At 70.8% G+C, this 17930-nt stretch carries 13 protein-coding genes; 4 read left to right on the top strand and 9 right to left on the bottom strand.

The features are described from left to right. Nucleotides 1-181: 181 nt before the first annotated feature. On the bottom strand, nt 182-1462 hold the full coding sequence (locus ACIREI_RS06670) for a hypothetical protein (RefSeq protein ID WP_403328014.1): 1281 nt from the start codon (nt 1460-1462) through the stop codon (nt 182-184). Between the two features lie 287 nt (nt 1463-1749). Here ACIREI_RS06670 and ACIREI_RS06665 point away from each other — a divergent pair, with 287 nt between their 5' ends. Then, nucleotides 1750-2634 carry a DUF4429 domain-containing protein gene (locus ACIREI_RS06665; protein ID WP_403328012.1) on the top strand — a complete coding sequence of 295 codons (885 nt, stop codon included), beginning with the start codon at nt 1750-1752 and terminating at the stop codon, nt 2632-2634. A 19-nt stretch (nt 2635-2653) separates the two neighbouring features. Here ACIREI_RS06665 and ACIREI_RS06660 read toward each other — a convergent pair whose 3' ends face one another. Beyond that, on the bottom strand, nt 2654-3460 hold the full coding sequence (locus ACIREI_RS06660) for a class II aldolase/adducin family protein (protein WP_403328011.1): 807 nt from the start codon (nt 3458-3460) through the stop codon (nt 2654-2656). A gap of 164 nt (nt 3461-3624) precedes the next feature. Here ACIREI_RS06660 and ACIREI_RS06655 point away from each other — a divergent pair, with 164 nt between their 5' ends. Then, a complete protein-coding gene (locus tag ACIREI_RS06655; RefSeq protein ID WP_403328009.1) occupies nt 3625-4098 on the top strand; it encodes a pyridoxamine 5'-phosphate oxidase family protein in 474 nt (157 codons plus the stop codon). Between the two features lie 18 nt (nt 4099-4116). On the opposite strand, the gene guaA is transcribed toward ACIREI_RS06655, so the two are convergent. Further along, nucleotides 4117-5694 carry a glutamine-hydrolyzing GMP synthase gene (guaA, locus tag ACIREI_RS06650; protein ID WP_403328007.1) on the bottom strand — a complete coding sequence of 526 codons (1578 nt, stop codon included), beginning with the start codon at nt 5692-5694 and terminating at the stop codon, nt 4117-4119. 323 nt (nt 5695-6017) lie between these two features. On the opposite strand from guaA, the gene ACIREI_RS06645 reads away from it, so the two are divergent. Then, nucleotides 6018-6329: a chorismate mutase gene (locus ACIREI_RS06645; protein ID WP_403328005.1), complete on the top strand. Its 312-nt coding sequence runs from the start codon at nt 6018-6020 to the stop codon at nt 6327-6329. Between the two features lie 513 nt (nt 6330-6842). Here ACIREI_RS06645 and ACIREI_RS06640 read toward each other — a convergent pair. After that, nucleotides 6843-8096 carry a hypothetical protein gene (locus tag ACIREI_RS06640; protein ID WP_403328001.1) on the bottom strand — a complete coding sequence of 418 codons (1254 nt, stop codon included), beginning with the start codon at nt 8094-8096 and terminating at the stop codon, nt 6843-6845. 247 nt (nt 8097-8343) lie between these two features. Here ACIREI_RS06640 and ACIREI_RS06635 point away from each other — a divergent pair, with 247 nt between their 5' ends. Then, nucleotides 8344-9375 (top strand): LAETG motif-containing sortase-dependent surface protein, encoded by a 1032-nt coding sequence (locus ACIREI_RS06635; RefSeq protein ID WP_403327999.1) that lies wholly within the window; start codon nt 8344-8346, stop codon nt 9373-9375. A 155-nt stretch (nt 9376-9530) separates the two neighbouring features. On the opposite strand, the gene ACIREI_RS06630 is transcribed toward ACIREI_RS06635, so the two are convergent. From ACIREI_RS06630 to ACIREI_RS06610, 5 genes are all read right to left on the bottom strand, one after another. Continuing rightward, entirely contained in the window at nt 9531-11351 is a 1821-nt protein-coding gene (locus ACIREI_RS06630; RefSeq protein WP_403327997.1) for a GMC family oxidoreductase N-terminal domain-containing protein, read from the bottom strand. Between the two features lie 58 nt (nt 11352-11409). Next, nucleotides 11410-13023 carry a succinic semialdehyde dehydrogenase gene (locus ACIREI_RS06625; protein WP_403327995.1) on the bottom strand — a complete coding sequence of 538 codons (1614 nt, stop codon included), beginning with the start codon at nt 13021-13023 and terminating at the stop codon, nt 11410-11412. Between the two features lie 131 nt (nt 13024-13154). Next, on the bottom strand, nt 13155-14936 hold the full coding sequence (locus ACIREI_RS06620) for a protein kinase (protein ID WP_403327993.1): 1782 nt from the start codon (nt 14934-14936) through the stop codon (nt 13155-13157). Nucleotides 14937-14974: 38 nt separating this feature from the next. Beyond that, complete coding sequence (locus ACIREI_RS06615; protein ID WP_403327992.1) at nt 14975-16687, bottom strand: serine/threonine-protein kinase; 1713 nt, start codon at nt 16685-16687, stop codon at nt 14975-14977. Nucleotides 16688-16779: 92 nt separating this feature from the next. Continuing rightward, entirely contained in the window at nt 16780-17910 is a 1131-nt protein-coding gene (locus ACIREI_RS06610) for a serine/threonine-protein kinase (protein ID WP_403327990.1), read from the bottom strand. Nucleotides 17911-17930 lie beyond the last annotated feature (20 nt).

The raw sequence follows: 17930 nt of genomic DNA, 5'->3' as shown, positions 1-17930 counted from the left end.
CCGCCCGCAGAGTCCGGTGTCAACAAACGGCACCTCCAGCCCAAGGCCCACCACCGGACCGAGGACGGACACCCCCCGGCACGGCCCCGACCCACCCCACAACCCAAGGCGCTACACGCGCCCCCACCGAACCGGCACAGGCCGCCGCAGGCACCCCCGGCCCAACCGCCGGAGGCACCCGTCAGTCAGTCACATCAATCCCATACCGATTAGTCTCCACCCCCGCCGCAGTAACCACCTGCACCTCCACCCGCCCCGGCTCCACATCCGCCGGCACAGGCACCCTCAGCACCGCATCCGCCGGATTGCTGAACCCCCCACTCACCGGCACCAACGGCACATGCACATGCACCGCCCCGATCCGCACCACCATCCGCGACAACCGATCCGCCCCCTGCGCCCCGGGCGGCACGAACCCGGCCCCCCGGATCTCGATGTCGTCCCCGGTACGGATCGGCGCGTCCAAGTCACCCGCCTCCCGCGCCCGCACCACCGAGAGAATCACCGGCCGACCCCCCTCCGCACACTTCCCGGCCAGATACGTCGCCGCCGAGATCAGCACCACCACCGCAAGCCCCCACGGCAGATCGGGCAACTGGTCCGGCCGCCGCCCCAACCGCACGGCCGCGAACAGCAACGCAACCCCGCAGATCACGACGTACTGGATGTCCGCGAACGTCCCCCGCCCCGCATCATCCGTCAGCAGATCCGCCGCCCGAGGCCGATCCGCCCGCACCTTCTGCAGCCGCTGCCCGAGCACCCGCACCCCGACCACCCCCCGTACCAGCACCGCGATCGCACACACCACGGCGAGCACGGTCACCACACCGGCCCCCCGCCCGAGTTCGAGACCGGCGATCAGCGCATCGCGCTCCGCGTGTCCGGAGGCCCCCGCCAACCGCCCCACGAGCACCAGCACGGCGTAGATCACGAACAGCACCCACGCCCCGGCCACCGCCCGCGAAGTGGACAGCCGGTTGTCCTCACCGATGACCGGCGCCAGCGCCCCGCCCCGCGCCCGGTGGAACCAGGACGCCGCGGTCAGCGCCCCGGCCGTCACCAGCGCAGCCAGCAACCCGGCCGTGCGCGCCGAAGTCCACCCCGCCCCGATCGCCGTGAACGCCTGCACCAGCATCAGCACCACGACCAGGACCCAGACCACCGACGCCGTACGCCACCACAGTCGCGCCAGCCACGCCTCGCCCTCGGCCCGCCCTCGCTCGGCGACCTGTTCCGCCGACTGCGTCAGTTCCTCGGAGACCCACTGCCGGGAGGCCGAGGCCGAGTGGGCCACCGCGGCCGGCAGCCCCCGCCCGGCCGCGAACTCGTCCCGTTTCAGCAGGAACTCGGCGACCGCCCGCCGATGCCCCGCACGCGCCCCGTGCGGACAGCCCCCACAGGTGCAGCCGCCCCCATGCGCGCCCGCAGCCGCGCCGCCCTGCCCAGCCTCCTGCACCGCCACGCCCGATGCCCGCCTTCCGTACAACGCTCACGACCTGGTGCGACCTGGTGCCCCAGGTCGCACCCGATGACCAGATGACCACATGGCCTTATAGCCTCACGGCCCCACGACCGGCAGCCGGATCTCACATACCGGCCATCACAGACGGCGACCACCGTCCGCACCACCGACAACTCCCCTACAACGAAAGCGAATTGTGCCGCACACCCCCGGCTCCCCTCCCGCAGGCCCGGTAGGCGCGGGTGATGAGAGGGCCATCGTGTTGACCCGACTGCGAGAATTCCCCTATGGCCGAGATCATCGAGCGCGACGGGACCTGGGCCTTCGACGGCACAACGGTCCGGATCACGCCGGGACTCCACCGCTCCGTGCCGCTGTTCCGGCAGACGTACGGGGAGATCGCCGTACCCCTGGAGGCCGTCGCGAGCATCGTCTTCGAGCCCGAACGCAAACGCGGACGGCTGCGCATGCGGCTGCGTGAGGGCGCCGACCCGCTGCTCCAGGCGACCGGCGGCCGGCTCCCGGACCCGGCGGATCCGTACCGGCTGACGGTGGAGGTGGACCGTGCCGGGGTCGCCGAGTACGTCGCCGAGGAGATCCGGCACGCACTGCTCCTGGACCAGGTCCCCAAGGAACCGACCACGACTTACCTCCTCCCCGGCCCGCCCGTACCCGTCTCCGTCCGCTCCTCCGACGGCACGGTCTCCTTCGACGGCACCCAGGTGCGCATCGACTGGTCCGACACCTCCGACCGGGTCAAACGGGCCACCGGCCCGCGCATCATCGACGTCGGCGACCTCGTCCAGGTCGAGTGGCTGCCCAACTCCGGCCACGAGGACGGCTTCCTGCGCTTCGTGACCGGAGAGACGGTGTTGTCCAAACTCCCGCCGGAGAAGGACCCGTACGCCCTGGACCTGTGGGGCAGCACCCGCCGCGACCTGCTCACGGCCCTGGTCGCCACCGCCGTCACCGCCCGCCTGCCGCACCCGTCCACCCGGCCCGCCCTCGACTCCACCGACCGCGCCCAGGTGACGGCGCCGATTCCGCCCCCGGCCGACCACCACGACGTGCTGCTGCGCCGCCTGCGGGAGTTGGGCGAGCTGCACCGGGACGGCGTGCTCACGGACGAGGAGTTCGCGATGACGAAAGCGGTCGTACTCCGCGGTTTCTGATCAGGACGCTTCCGGAGCCTCAGCTCAGCAGATCCGGCTCGCTCCGGCTGACCTCCTGCCAGAGCGGCTGGTAGTTGATCCACGCCACCAGATCCCCGCCCAACTGCTCCCGCGTGGCCATGGCCTGCCGATGCTCGATGAGTACCGGGCGCCCCGCGGCCTTCGCGGTCAGCTGTACCTGGCAGGACCGTTCCATCGACAGGAACCACCAGGCCGCCGCGTCGACCGAGTCACCGACGGTCAGCAAGCCGTGGTTGCGCAGGACGAGCGCCTTGTGCGATCCGAGCGCGGCCGCGATCCGCCGGCCCTCCAGGGCGTCGACGGCGACCCCCGAGTAGGCGTCGTAGAGCGCGTGGTCCTCGTAGAAGGCGCAGCTCTCCTGGGTGATCGGGTCCAGCAGTTCCCCGAGCGCCGCGAGCGCCCGTCCGTGCACGGAGTGGCAGTGGGCGACGGCGACGACGTCCGGGCGGGCGGCGTGGACCTGGGAGTGCACGGTGAAGGCCGCCTGGTTGACGTGGTAGCGGCCCTCGATCACCTGTCCCTCGGAGTTGGCGAGCACCAGGTCGCTGACGGTGACGTGCTTGAACGGCATTCCGAACGGGTTGACCCAGAAGCAGTCGCTGAACTCGGGATCGCGCGCGGTGATGTGCCCCGAGACCCCGTCCTCGAACCCGAGCCGCCCGAAGATCCGCAGCGCGCCCGCGAGCCGTTCCTTGCGGTGCCGGCGCTCGTCCTCGACCGACTCGTGCATCGGCGGCATCGCGAACCGCAACTGGTCGGTGGGCAGCGGCGAGGGCGGAATCGGCCCGAGGGGCGTCCCGTGCATGTGGCCTCCAGCACTGGGTTGCTTACGGGGCGGAAGTTACCGCCGGTCAGCGCAGGAGAACAGAGATGTTCCGTAAAGATCCCGCCCTCGTCACGGCCTCCTCACGTCCCCCGGGCCGCGGAAACCAGACAGCAGATGTCGGATATCGGCGCCACACTCGCCGTATGACAGCGAACTGGGCAACCTTCACCGCGGCGGAACCGGAGCTCGCCCGCACCGCCGAGGAGCGCTTCGGCGCCTTCACCCATCACGTCCTCGCCACCCTCCGCAAGGACGGCTCCCCGCGCACCACCGGCCTGGAGGTCCGCTTCCTCGACGGCGAGCTGTGGCTCGGCATGATGCCGAACTCGCTCAAGGCCCTCGACCTGCGCCGCGACCCGCGCTTCGCGCTCCAGGCGAACCCCGGGGAGGGGCAGTCGATGGGCGGCGGCGACGTACGGATCGCCGGGCGGGCGATCGAGGTCGAGGATCCGGAGCTGAAGGCCGCATACGGCGAAGAGGTGGAACCGCCGGAGCCGTTCCACCTCTTCCGCACCGAGCTCACGGAGGTCGTCAGGACCTACGTCGAGGACGACAAGTACCTCGTCGTCCAGATCTGGAAGCCCGGAGAGCCGGTGCGCACTCTCAAGCGGACCTGACAGGTCTGGTGGGAGGGACTACTCCCACTCGATGGTGCCCGGGGGCTTGCTGGTCACGTCGAGGACGACACGGTTGACGTCCCGCACCTCGTTGGTGATCCGGGTCGAGATCCGCGCCAGGACCTCGTACGGCAGTCGCGACCAGTCGGCGGTCATCGCGTCCTCGGACGAGACGGGCCGCAGCACGATCGGGTGGCCGTACGTCCGCCCGTCGCCCTGCACACCGACGCTGCGCACGTCCGCGAGCAGGACCACCGGGCACTGCCAGATGTCCCGGTCGAGGCCGGCCGCCGTGAGCTCCTCGCGGGCGATGGCGTCGGCCTCGCGGAGGAGGTCGAGACGCTCCTTCGTCACCTCACCGACGATGCGGATGCCGAGGCCCGGACCCGGGAACGGCTGGCGCTGGACGATCTCCTCCGGCAGGCCGAGCTCCTGGCCGACCATGCGGACCTCGTCCTTGAACAGCTTGCGCAGCGGCTCGATGAGCTTGAACTCGAGGTCCTCCGGCAGGCCGCCGACGTTGTGGTGCGACTTGATGTTGGCGGTGCCGGTGCCGCCACCGGACTCGACCACGTCGGGGTACAGCGTGCCCTGGACGAGGAACTCCACCGCCGGGCCCTCGTCCGCGATGATCTCCGCCTGCGCCTGCTCGAAGACCCGGATGAACTCGCGTCCGATGATCTTCCGCTTCTCCTCGGGGTCGCTGACCCCGGCGAGCGCCTTGAGGAACCGCTCCTCCGCGTCCACGACCTTCAGCTGTACGCCGGTCGCGGCCACGAAGTCCTTCTCGACCTGCTCGGTCTCGCCCTTGCGCATCAGGCCGTGGTCGACGTAGACGCAGGTCAGCTGGGAGCCGATGGCCTTCTGGACCAGCGCCGCCGCCACGGCTGAGTCCACACCGCCGGACAGGCCGCAGATGGCGCGCTTGTCGCCGACCTGCTCGCGGATGGCCGCGACCTGCTCCTCGATGACGTTTCCGGTGGTCCAGGAGGGCGTGAGCCCGGCACCGCGGTACAGGAAGTGCTCCAGCACCTGCTGGCCGTGCGTGGAGTGCATGACCTCGGGGTGGTACTGGACGCCGTACAGCTTCTGCTCGTCGTTCTCGAAGGCGGCGACCGGGACGACGTCCGTGGAGGCCGTCACGGCGAAGCCCTCGGGGGCGGCGGAGCAGGCGTCGCCGTGCGACATCCACACGTGCTGCTCGGCCGGGGTGCCCTCGAAGAGGGTGGAGGACGACTTCGACACGTGGAGATCGGTACGGCCGTACTCGCGGGCGCCGGTGTTGTCGACCGTGCCGCCCAGGCTCTGTGCCATGAGCTGGAAGCCGTAGCACATGCCGAAGACGGGGACGCCGGCCTCGAAGAGCGCGCGGTCGATACGGGGGGCGCCCTCCTCGTACACGGACGAGGGGCCGCCGGAGAGGATGATCGCCGCCGGGTTCTTGGCGAGCATCTCGGCGACCGGCATGGTGCTCGGCACGATCTCGCTGTAGACCCGGGCCTCGCGGACGCGACGGGCGATGAGCTGGGCGTACTGCGCACCGAAGTCGACGACCAGAACGGTGTCGGGGGCGGCTGCGGGGTTCGCTGATGACACGGGTTGCCTTCCGGCGGTGAGCGAGGTGTGTGTGAGGCCGAGTCTACCGGGCTCGGCGGGAGCCCCCCTGGGCCGAAGGCCGTCTCAGGATGCGAACCGTCTTGGACACCTCCGGGCGGCAAGGCATACTGGCCTCCATGCTCACGCACCCGACCTTCCTCTTTACCTATGGCACCCGGCCCGCCGGCTGCCATGGTCGTGCTGCTTGAGCAACTGACAAGCGACTTCCCAGGCGCCCCGGGCCGACAAGGTCCGGGGCGCCTGGCGTTTCCGGATCCTGTCGCTCCGGGGCGGCCCCACCCATCCAGCGAGGAGCCCCCGAGATGACCATCACCTCTGCCGAGACCCAGACATCAGCAGCTGACGCTGCGGGCGGCGCGCACACCCCCGAGGCCGCCGACGTGATCACCGGCGCCCGTGAACGCATCGACGCGCTCGACGACCGGATCATCGGCCTGATCCAGGAACGCATGGCCGTCTCGGCCGTCATCCAGGAGGCCCGGATCACCTCCGGCGGGCGGCGGGTGAACCTCTCCCGCGAGATGGAGGTCCTCAACCACTACAGCGAGGCGCTGGGCAAGCCGGGCACGGCGCTCGCCATGACGCTCCTCGAACTGTGCCGCGGTCGCATCTGAGTTCGAGTCCCCCCTCACCCGTACAGCCCGTGACGCCTCCCGGACGCCTTCGTTGGTACCGGTGTCCGTGCCAGCCAGGGGCGGGCCCGAAAGAACCACGCGTGGCTCGCTGGAGCGATGAGGCGTACGGATCGTGCCGTGCGCCGTGGGACCTCGCTCCAGGTAAGTGACCGGACGGCAGGGGACAGCAGCCCGGTCACCCAAGAGAACGGTCGGCTCCGGGGACGCCCGGGGCCGGCCGGCGGAAGTGCCGGAACGGAGTACAAGACCGGGTCGAGCGGTTGCGGTGCCCGAAACCGTCCAGCACGATGCGAGAAAGCTCCGATTCCCCTCGGGGACCCGGACCACAGGACCAGCGGCGCACCCCCCGGCGCCGCTCCCCAAGCACCGACGCTGCCCTGACGTCGGTGCTGACGAAAGAAGGGCCCCGCGGCTCCGCCCTGCGGGGCCCTTCTCATGCCTGGGGGCATGTCTGGGTCATGTCTGGGTCATGCCGGTCGGGCTACGGCGTCCTCAGGTCCGCGAGACGGTGCCGCACTCGTCCTTCGCCCTGCCCAGCTCCCTGCTGCGGTCGTACGGGTCGACGACCTCGCCGGAGGGTCCGGGGCCGGCATACAGGTCGGCCTGGAACAGCGGCTGGATGAACCCGTCACCGTCCCGGCAGTTGTCGTTGGAGATCTCGCCGTCGAGGTCGTACACCCAGATGTGCCCCTCGGTCCCCTGGAATCTGGCGGGGTCCGAGACGTCCACCTGGACGACCCGGCGGACGATCGTACGGGTGACCTCTTTTCCACCACCGGACCTGGCCAGCGGGTAGACGAAGGTGTAGTCGGCCCGGATCCGCGCCTGGCCGGCGACGTCCCCGGGTTCGACCGTCATACGGCCGCGGACCCTGACCTCGGTACCGACGAGTTCGACCTTGTCGGGGTCGAAGCGAGTGAAGATCCACGTGGGGTCGTTCTTCACCGTGGGGTGACGCAGGGCGGACCGCAGTCCGGACAGGTAGTCCTGCTGCAGCGGGTCGACGAGCGCCAGCGCCGTCTTCGGTTCGGCGCCGTACAGCACGTCGCGGTCGAGGTTCGAGGCGACCAGGAAGTCCTTGGTCAGTCCCAGCCCCGTCGTGATCCGCGCGGCGGAGACCCCGCCGACGGCCTTCGCCGCCTTCGGCACCTCGATGGCGTCCGCACCCGCGGCCCAGCGTTCGGCCGGGGAGCCGATGAAGGGCCGCTTCCGCGTCGGCAGACCGCCGCCCTCGGCGGGCGCTCCGCTCGGCCGGCTCGTCTCCGGGGCCAGCGGCGACGCCGAATCGGGCGCCCCGGCCGCGTCCTGGGAACCGCCGGGCAGCCAGGACAACGCGGCCGAGGGCTTGAGGGCGATCACGGCCACCGCGACGGCGAGCAGCACGCCGAGGGCGCTCCAGACCTTCCGTCGGCGCGAGCTCCGGCCGTTCATCTCCTGCCAGGCGGGGCCCGTACGCCATCCTTCGGGCTGCCGGGGCGCGGCGGGCGCCTTCTTCCTTCCCCAGCGGCGTCCGGCGCGCGCCTGTCGGGCCTCCGCCTCGTCCAGCGCGCGCAGCCGTTCGGTCACCATCCGCGCCCGCGCGGAGGGTTCCTTCGGGGCGGCGGTGTGATCGCGCTCGGCGTCCTGGACGAACTTCTCCCATGCCTCGTCCGATATGGACGAGCCCCCGGGCAGGGACGAGGGGCCACCGGGGTCACGGTCGGACGCGGATTCCGGTCTGGGCCCTTCGGACGGCTTGTCGGTCACGGCGGTATGCGCTTCCTCTCAGCGGGCTGTCGGCCGGCTGAGCGTACGTCAGCTCCGGGCCACCGAGCAGAGCTTGTTCACATGTGATGCAGGTCACATAAGAAACCTGTTAGTGAGGCCACAACCATTCACAGCCGTCGCCGATCAAACCCTGCGTATCAAGGGCCACACCCGCGCCCCACACGCGGAGGCCTCCCTGCCATACGCGTGTTGCGAGGTCGCAGCACTCCGGACTTTCGAGGTCTTCATGAAGCTTCGCCGTGCCCTGGCCGCCGCGGCCACGACGGCTGTCATCGCGCCGATCGCGCTGCTGTCCGCGCCGGCCGCGTTCGCCACGGACGAGACCCCGACGCCGACTGCGTCGGAGACCACGTCGGCTCCCGAGCCGACGCCCACCGAGGACGAGGTCACGCCGACCACCGAGGACCCGGCGCCGACCGACGAAGAGACCACGCCGGGCACCGAAGAGCCGACGCCGACCGACGAAGAGACCACGCCGGGCACCGAAGAGCCGACGCCCACCGACGAGCCCACCGCCTCCACCTCCGCCTCGCCGTCGCCGAGCCCCAGCGAGAGCACCCCGGAGGAGGTCGACTACTGCGAGGAGGCCGACGACGAGTCGATCGGCCTCAGCGAGGACCTGCACAGCGGCCTGTCGGGCCTGCCCGAGACGATCGTCGCCGGCAGCGGCTGGACCAACTTCTCGTTCAACGTCTCCAACTCCGGGGACCAGGACATCAAGAACATCAAGCCGCTGATCGGCGTCGCGGCGCTCGGCTGGGACGAGGTGGACTACTCCGGCCAGATCAAGGTCCAGGTCCTCAACAAGGAGACCGGCAGCTGGCAGACGCTCGCGGACGCCGCCGGTGAGGGCGCGACCTTCACCGCGTTCGCGCTCGACGCCGGCCAGTCGACCTCGTTCAAGCTGCGGCTTAGCGTCAGCGGCAAGGTGCCGGACTCCATCGGCATCACCGGCGGCTTCGCGCAGTACTCGGACGCCGACGGCTGCTGGATCGCCGACGACCCGAACGGCTGGATCTACTTCTTCGACATCCTGGCCGCGGGCTCCGACCCGGGCAACCCGGGCGACGCCAAGCCGCAGACGGGTGGCCAGGACCAGATCTCCGACGTCGACGAGGTCGACGTCGACGGGTCGCTCGCCGAGACCGGCTCCAGCTCCAACCTCCCGATCATCGGCACCATCGGTGGCGTCGCGATCGTCGCCGGTGCCGGCGTCGTCTTCGCGATGAAGCGCCGCAAGGTCGGTGCCGAGGCGTAGGTCTCACCAAGCTCCACCTGAAGCTCTACGCAAGACAGAGAAGGACCTGCGCTCGGAGGGGGGTGCAGGTCCTTCTCTGTTTTCGTCCGCAGCTTTACGGCTGTTGCATTACGGCTGTTGCATTACGGCTGTTGCATTACGGCCGTCGCCGCCTGCTACTTCTTCGGCGGCACCGCCGGCATCCCCAGGAACGGCAACCGCAACGCCCCGAACGCCTCCGCCGGGACCGCCGGTGACTGCGGCTCGACCGGCTTCAGGCGTTCGTACGCCGCCCCCTGCGCGGGGCGCGGGTCGGCCTCGCCCTTGTTCGGCCAGTACGACATGGCCCGCTCGGCCTGGGCGGTGATCGTCAGGGAGGGGTTCACGCCCAGGTTGGCCGAGACCGCCGCTCCGTCGACGACCGAGATGCCGGGGTGGCCGTAGAGGCGGTGGTAGGGGTCGATCACGCCGGTCTCGGGTGAGTCGCCGATCGGGCAGCCGCCGAGGAAGTGGGCGGTGAGGGGGGTGCCCATCAGTTCGCCGACGTTGGAGCCGGCGAAGCCGTTGATGTCGGCCGCGATGGCCGACGCGGCCTGCGAAGCGGCCTTGATCTGCTTGGGGTTGGGGGCGCCGTGACCCTGGCGTGCGGTCAGCAGGCCCTTGCCGACGCCATCCGCCTTCAGATACGTCGTCAGCGAGTTGTCCAGCGACTGCATCACCAGGCCGATGATGGTCCGCTCCGACCAGCGGCGGTTGGAAAGGGAGCGCAGGACCAGGAGCGGGTGCCGGGCCGCGTTGCGGACCCAGGCGGCGACACGCGACGAGCCCTCCGCGTACGGCACCTGCAGGATCGACAGGCCGCCCATCGAGTTGGAGCCCTTGCCGTAGCGGACCGGCTCGATGTGGGTGCTCTCGTCCGGGTGGATGGACGACGTGATGGCGACTCCGCGGGTGAAGTCGACCTTCGGCTCGCCCGTCACCTTGCGGTAGCGCCGGTTGTCGGTCTGTGCGCCGACCAGGGCCTCGGAGTTGGTGCGGGTCAGCTCGCCGAGCCTGGGCGAGAGGTACGGCAGCTGGCCGCCCGCCTTCATGCGGTGCAGCAGGGTCTGGGTGCCGTACGTGCCCGCCGCGATCACCACCCGGCGGGCCTTGAACAGCCGGCCCTCGCCCTTCTTCCCGCGGTCGGTCGGCAGGGTCGCCACCGCGTAGCCGCCCTGCGAGTCGTCCGTGATCGACACGACCGTCGTCAGGGGGTGGATGACCGCGCCCGCCTTCTCGGCGAGGTAGAGGTAGTTCTCGTTGAGGGTGTTCTTCGCGCCGTGACGGCAGCCGGTCATGCACTCGCCGCACTCCGTGCACGCCTTGCGCGCCGGGCCGGCCCCGCCGAAGTACGGGTCGGAGACCTCCTGGCCCGGCTTGGCCCGTGCCGCCCCCTCGGCGTCCTCGCCGTCGCCGAAGAAGACGCCGACCGGCGCCATGTGGAAGCTGTCGCCGACGCCCATCCGCTCGGCGGCCGCCTTCAGGTGGACGTCGGAGGGCGTCATCGTCGGGTTGAGCCGTACGCCGAGCATGCGCTGGGCCTGGTCGTAGTACGGCTTCAGCTCCTCCTGCCAGTCGGTGATGTCACGCCACTGGGGGTCGTCGAAGAAGGCCTTCGGCGGTACGTAGAGGGTGTTGGCGTAGTTGAGGGAGCCGCCGCCGACGCCCGCGCCCGCGAGGACCATGACGTTGCCCAGCAGGTGGATGCGCTGGATGCCGTACATGCCGAGCTTGGGGGCCCAGAGGTAGTTCTTCAGGTCCCAGGAGTTCTTGGGGAGGCTCTCGCGGGTCCAGCGGCGGCCTGCCTCCAGGACGCCTACGCGGTAGCCCTTCTCGGTCAGGCGCAGGGCGGTGACGGAACCGCCGAAGCCCGAACCGACGACGATGACGTCGTAGTCGTACTCCTTGTCGGAGTCGGAGCCGTCGGCCTGTTTCTGGGCAGAGTTCTCCTGTGACACGTGCTCTCCTCGTTGAAAGCGGTGGTGCGGCGGTGCGGCGGGCTCGGAAGGCCGGGCCCTAGCGGAAGCGGAACGCCTTCATCAGCCGCAGGCTCCTGCTCATGAACTGTGCGTACTTCTCGTCGTCCATCCCCAGCGAGGGCGCCATCGGCAGCAGCCGCTGCTGGGCGACCGTCTGGGCCTCCGTGTACTTGAGGATGCCCTCGGAGCCGTGGCGGCGGCCGAGGCCGGAGTCCTTCATGCCGCCCATGGGCGACTGGACGCTGCCGTAGGCGGGGGCGTAGCCCTCGTTGACGTTGACCGTGCCGGTGCGCAGGCGGGCGGCGACCGCGCGGCCGCGGCTGCCGTCCTTCGTCCAGACGGAGGAGTTGAGGCCGTACGGCGTGGAGTTGGCGTGCTCGATCGCCTCGTCCTCCGTCTTGAAACGGTAGATCGACACGACCGGGCCGAAGGTCTCCTCGGTGCAGACGGTCATCTCCGGCTCCACGCCGTCGAGGATGGTCGGCTCGAAGAAGTACGGGCCGATGTCGGGGCGGGCCGTGCCGCCGGCGACGAGCTTCGCGCCCTTGGCGACGGCTTCGTCGACGTGCCGGGTGACCGTCTCCAGCTGGCGCTCGCCGACCAGGGAGCCCATGTCGGCGCCGTAGGCAAGGGACTTGCCCAGCCGCATCGCCTTGGTGCGGGCGGCGAAGCGCTCGACGAAGGCGTCCGCGATCGACTCGTGGACGTACAGCCGCTCGATGGAGATGCACAGCTGGCCGGCGGAGGAGAAGCAGGCGCGGACCGCGCCCGCGGCCGCCTTCTCGATGTCCGCGTCCTGAAGGACCAGCATCGCGTTCTTGCCGCCGAGTTCGAGGGAGACGCCGACCAGGCGGGCGGCGGCGCCCTGGGCGACCTGGCGGCCGGTGCGGGTGGAGCCGGTGAAGGAGACGTAGTCGGCGTGCTTGACGACCTCGGGGCCGACGACCGGGCCCTCGCCGAGGACGACCTGGAAGACGTCGGCGGGCAGACCGGCCTCTATGAGCAGGTCACGGGCCCAGAGGGCGGTGAGGCAGGTCTCGGTGTCGGGCTTCATGACGACCGCGTTGCCCGCGACGAACGCCGGGAGCGCGTCGCCGACGGACAGCTCCAGGGGGTAGTTCCAGGGGGCGATCTGGCCGACGACGCCGCGCGGGTGGCGCAGTTCGGTGACGCGGGTGAGCGTGGGCATGGCGCCCGCGTGCCGCTTCGGCTTGAGGTAGGAGGGTGCCTTACGGCCGTAATGGCGGGCCGCGACGGCTACGGCCTGGACCTCCTCGTGGGCGTGCAGGCGGGCCTTGCCGGTCTCCAGCTGGATGAGGTCGAGGACCTCGGCCTGGCGTTCGAGCATCAGGTCGTGGAAGCGGAGCAGGACCGCGGCACGCTGCCGTACGGGGACCTGAGCCCAGACGGCCTGGGCCGTGCGGGCCGCCTCGAAGGCCTTCTGCACGTCCTCGGGGGTGGATTCGGGCAGGTCGGCCAGCTTCTCGCCGGTGAACGGCGTGTGGTTGGCGGTGCGACCGGAGCCGACCACGCCCTTGGTGAGCTGGGCGACCAGCTCGGGGGTGACCACGTCGGCGGCGGTGCGGGCGCCCTCCGGGGCGGGGGCGAGGGGGTTGGTGCCGGTCTTGGCCGGGGCCTGCGCGTCCGTCATGAGGCGCAGGGTATGCCGGAGCGGAGGCTTTGTGTACCCGTCGGTAATGCGGATTCACCGAGTGCTCACACGACGCCAGTATCCACTGGCAACAAACGCGCTGATCAGGGCGTTGCCGAGTCAGTGCCGGGTCACTCGATCTCGAGTCGGTCACGGGCGCCCTTGAAGACCTCGGTGCCCTCCTTCTCCCGCGCCGTTCCCTTGGGCATCTTGACGCGCAGTGCGTACAGGCGCGCGTCGTCGGTCAGGACGAACAGCTCCATCACGCGGGTCGGGACGTCGCCGTCCTCGTAGGTGGTGTCGGCGAGGACGGCGTCGTAACCCTGGAGGCTGGTGTCGGTGTACTGGGTGCTCGCCTTGGCGTCCGTCAGTTTCCAGTAGCTGGAGTGCATGCCCGCCTGGCTCTTGAGGGGCTCGGAGGCCTTGTCCCACCGAGTGAGCCGGACGCTGATGCGGTCGCCCTCGTAGATCACGAGCCGGGGCTGGTCGGTCGCGCTGCCCTGGCGGTGGAACAGCTCGTACCCGCTCGGCACGGAGAGGACGGCGCTCAGCTTCTTCTCCCGGTGCTCGGACCAGGTGAGGGCGGTGGGGCTGGGGGTGGCCGTCGGGGCGAGGGGAGCGGTGTAGGCGGGGTGCATCGCCATGCCGTCGTCGTCCTGGTCGACGAGGAAGGAGGAGGTGGTGAACCAGGTGCCGCCGACCAGGAGGACGCCGAGGACGGCGACCGGGACAGGGCGCAGCAGCCAGGAGCGGTGCCGGGGCTTGGAGGCGGCGGGGGAAGCGGTCGCCTCTTCGTCAGAGGTTCCCTCGGCGGCTTCGGAGATCGGCTCGGGCTCGGCTTGCGAGCCCGGCTCGGATATCAGCTCCCGCGCGGTCTGCGAACCCGACTCGGATTCCGGCTCGGGTACCGGTTCATCCGTCTCTTCGGACGCCGGCCCGCCCTTCAGCCGTACCGTCCCCGCATCCTCCGCGAACTCCCGCAGCCCCGAGGCATCCTGAGGTCCGGCCTCCGCCGAACCTCCGGAGGGATCCGGCACCGGCCAGCCCTCCGCCACCGCCTCCAGCACCGCCCCGGCCGCCTCCGCGCCGGGCCGCGCCTCGGGATCCTTCGCCAGCAGCCGTACGATCAGCGGCCCCAGCGGCCCCGCCCGCTTCGGCTCGGGCGGATCGACGGCGAGGATCGCGGCGAGCGTGGACTCCGGTGTCGTACGGCGGAACGGCGACCGGCCCTCCACCGTGGCGTACAGGAGCACCCCCAGCGACCACAGGTCGGAGGCGGGGCCGGCGCTGCGGCCGGACATGCGCTCGGGGGCGATGAACTCCAGGGAGCCGATGAACTCGCCGCTGACGGTGAGGGATTCCTCGCCCTGGATGTGGGCGATGCCGAAGTCGGTGAGGACGACGCGGCGGTGGAGGTGCCCCCGCTTGAGCGACGTCGCCGGTGGGGGTGGGCCGAGCAGGACGTTGGCGGGCTTGACGTCCCGGTGGACGATGCCGACGGTGTGCGCGGCGCGCAGGGCGCCGAGGACGGCGACGCCGATGCGGGCGGCCTCGGCGGCCTCGACCGGGCCGCGCTGGAGGGCCTCGTGCAGGGACTCGCCGCGGATCAACTCCATGACGATCCAGGGCAGTCCGTCCTCGACGACGACGTCATGGATGGCGACGGCGGCCGGGTGGTCGACGCGGGCGGCGGCGCGGGCCTCACGGTAGAGCCGGTGGGCGGCGCGCTGATGGGCGTCGTCCTCGGGGTCTCCGGGCAACCGCGGCTGCTTGACGGCGACTTCGCGCTCCACCAGTTCGTCGCGCGCCCGCCAGACGGTGCCCATCCCACCGGAGCCGATGCGCTCGACCAGCCGGTAACGCCCGCCGATCACCCGCTCCTTGTGGCCGATGCCGCCCCCGTCGATGCTCATGCCCCATGCCTACCTTGCGGGACCGGCCATTGGCCAGTTCAGAGCTTGTCGATCTCCAGGTTGTCGATGGCCGTCTGCGCCACCTCACGTCCCCGGTCCGTGAAGTCGCCCTTGCCGGGGTAGCTGACGGTGAGTTTGTACATGTCCCCGGCCGACGTCTTGTAGTAGAAGATCCTCATCTCACGCGGGCGCGGGTTCTGGGTGTCGGTGGTGGTGTAGACGATCGTGTTCTCGGCGGACTTGTGGCCCTGGTACGTGGTCTGCTTGGGGTCCGTCGTCGGATTCGCCGGCATGCTCGCCTCGTAGTAGCCGTTCTCCTTGTAGTCGCCGTCGTCCTCGTACATCTCGGCGGCCGCGGAACCGGCGATGGTGTTGCTGGTGTCCTCTGCCTTCTTGTCCAGCCTCAGGCCGATCCAGATCGCGCCGCTCTCGTCGGTGTACGTCACCCAGTGGTCGTCGTCCGTGTCCTCGGGCACGCCCCGCTTGTAGCCCTCGGGCACGGCCAGTGAGGCGGCGAGGGCTGCCTCCTCGCGGATCTTCCAGTGGTCCGGCAACGGCCCCGCGAACGGATCGGCGATGACCAGATACGCCGCCACCGCGGCCGCGACGACCGCCGCGCCGAGCCCGAGCAGCGCCTTGCGCCCCAGCCGGACGCCGCCCTTGCCGGCCTCGGGTATCCGCACGACCTGCGTGACGGCGGGCGGTGTCGGCGGGTTGGCCACCTGTTCCAGCAGCGCCCGCGTCTGCGCGGCGTTCGGGCGGCGCGCCGGGTCCTTCTGGAGCAGGCCGTTGATGGCGTCGGCGAGCGGGCCCTGGGCCGAAGCGGGCGGTGCGGGCGTGGCGTTGAGGACCGACTGGAGGGTGGCCGGGGTGTTGCTGCGGCGGAACGGCGAGACGCCCTCCGACGCCGCGTACAGGACGACGCCCAGGGACCACAGGTCGCTCGCCGGGCCCGGCCGCTGGCCCAGCACCCGTTCCGGGGCGATGTACTCGGGCGAGCCGACGAAGCCACCGGTGTCGGTCAGATTGGTCTCGCCCTCGATCTGGGCGATGCCGAAGTCGGTGAGGACGACGCGGTCATGGCGGCCGAGCAGGACGTTGTCCGGCTTCACATCGCGGTGCAGGATGCCCGCCGCGTGCGCGGCCTCCAGCGCGCCAAGCACTTCGAGGCCGATTCTCGCCGTGTCCCGGGCGCCGAGCGTGCCCTCCTGCAACGCGGCGCCCAGCGAACGGCCCTGCACCAGCTCCATCACGATCCAGGGCCGGCCGTCCACGACGGCGACGTCGTGGACGTTCACGACCGCCGGATGATCGAGCCGGGCCGCGGCGCGGGCCTCGCGGCGCATCCGCTCGAAGGCGTTCGCACGTTCACGCTCGGGAAGATGATCAGGTACGCGTGGCTCCTTGACGGCGACCTCGCGGTCCACCGTCTCGTCCTTGGCCCGCCAGACCGTGCCCATGCCGCCGTGCCCGAGCTTGGCGAGCAGCCGGTAGCGGCCGGCGATCAGCCTGCCGGTGCCGGGGTCGGGGGTGGAGGGCTCGGCGGGTGGGGCGGACGCGGGAGCAGGGGCGGGCTGCGCAGGAGCCGCGGGCTGCGGTCCGGGGGCGCCCTGCTGCGGTACGGCCCGAGTGGGTGCCGCGTAGGGATTGTCCGGGCGCGGCACAGGCGTGGGCGGGTTCGTCTGCGGCGGTTGCAGTTCGAAACTCGTCGGCTCGTCGGGCCGGTAAGGGACTCCCCCGTTGCTGCTCATGGCTCCATCAATATCGCGGCAAGCGCTTCGGCATCCAGCGGGAACGCTTTCCGGTCACAGAGCCGTGACTCAGGTCGCCACTTATCTCCCCTTTATTCGGAGTTGGTGGATGAAGGAGTCGGAGTGCTGGGCGAGGGAGAGGTGCTGGGCGAGGGAGAGGTGGTGAGCGAGGCAGACGCACTCGGTGAGGCAGACGTACTGGACGGCCTGAGCGAAACCTCGGGCGCCGAACTGCTCGGCACCACACCCCCGTCCCCGCGCCCGTTCGCCAGCAGCGCCGCCGCCGACACCCCCGCCACCGCCATCGCGGCGACCAGCGTCGCGGCGGCCAGCACACTGCGCGTGGAGTATCTGCGCTCCGCGCTGCCGAACCGTGTCGGCGCAGGCGCGAGCCCCGTCTCCAGAAACTCCCGCAGCATCCGTTCCGCCCCCGCCGCATCCAGCCGCAGCCGCGGATCCCGCTCCAGCAGCCCCTGCACGACGGGCAGGATCGGCCCCGCCTGCACGGGAGGGCGTATCTCGTCGGACACCACGGCGAGCACGATGCCGCTCAACGAGTCGCGCCGGAACGGTGATTCGCCGCTCAACGCCGCGCACAGCAGCGCACCCACCGACCACAGGTCGGCGGCGGGACCGGTCCTGGCCCCGGACATCCGCTCGGGCGCGGTGTACTCCGGCGAGCCGACGAAGGACCCGGACTCGGTGAGCGTGGACGTGCCGGCCATCTGCGCGATGCCGAAGTCGGTGAGGACGACGCGGTCGGTGCCGTTCTCGATGAGCACGTTGGCCGGCGTGATGTCGCGATGCAGGACCCCGGCGGCGTGCGCCGTGCGCAACGCACTCAGCAGGTCGACGCCGATCCGGGCGGCCTCGTACGGGTCGACGGGCCCGTGTGTCGCGATACGGTCGGCGAGGGAGTCACCGTCGATCAACTCCATGACGATGTACGGTCGTTCGTCGTCCTCGAGGATGTCGTGGACGACGATGACGTGCGGGTGGCTCAACTGCGCCACCGCCTGGGCCTCGCGCAGTGTGCGCTCGCGCTGCAGCCGGGCCTCGGCCGCGGAGAGCGTCTCGTCGAGGGGGAGCTCCTTGACGGCCACCTGCCGCCCGAGCAGCTGGTCGGTCGCCCGCCATACGACGCCCATGCCGCCGCGACCGAGCTTCGCCTCGATGCGGTAACGCCCCGCGATCACACGGAAGTTGGCGCCCTCGGTCCCCATGCGCCCCATCATGCCGCACC

Source organism: Streptomyces sp. NPDC093591 (genome assembly GCF_044764885.1).
In the GTDB taxonomy this organism is placed as follows: Bacteria; Actinomycetota; Actinomycetes; order Streptomycetales; family Streptomycetaceae; genus Streptomyces.
Note: the sequence above shows the minus strand (reverse complement) of the source record. Positions and strands in the feature narration are given on the sequence as shown.

Bases quoted from the DNA above. Each gene is read 5' to 3' on its own strand.
- ACIREI_RS06665 (WP_403328012.1), top strand. From the start codon at position 1,750: ATGGCCGAGATCATCGAGCGCGACGGGACCTGGGCCTTCGACGGCACA.
- ACIREI_RS06660 (WP_403328011.1), bottom strand. From the start codon at position 3,460: ATGCACGGGACGCCCCTCGGGCCGATTCCGCCCTCGCCGCTGCCCACC.
- ACIREI_RS06655 (WP_403328009.1), top strand. From the start codon at position 3,625: ATGACAGCGAACTGGGCAACCTTCACCGCGGCGGAACCGGAGCTCGCC.
- ACIREI_RS06645 (WP_403328005.1), top strand. From the start codon at position 6,018: ATGACCATCACCTCTGCCGAGACCCAGACATCAGCAGCTGACGCTGCG.
- ACIREI_RS06635 (WP_403327999.1), top strand. From the start codon at position 8,344: ATGAAGCTTCGCCGTGCCCTGGCCGCCGCGGCCACGACGGCTGTCATC.
- ACIREI_RS06625 (WP_403327995.1), bottom strand. From the start codon at position 13,023: ATGACGGACGCGCAGGCCCCGGCCAAGACCGGCACCAACCCCCTCGCC.
- ACIREI_RS06620 (WP_403327993.1), bottom strand. From the start codon at position 14,936: ATGAGCATCGACGGGGGCGGCATCGGCCACAAGGAGCGGGTGATCGGC.
- ACIREI_RS06615 (WP_403327992.1), bottom strand. From the start codon at position 16,687: ATGAGCAGCAACGGGGGAGTCCCTTACCGGCCCGACGAGCCGACGAGT.
- ACIREI_RS06610 (WP_403327990.1), bottom strand. From the start codon at position 17,910: ATGGGGACCGAGGGCGCCAACTTCCGTGTGATCGCGGGGCGTTACCGC.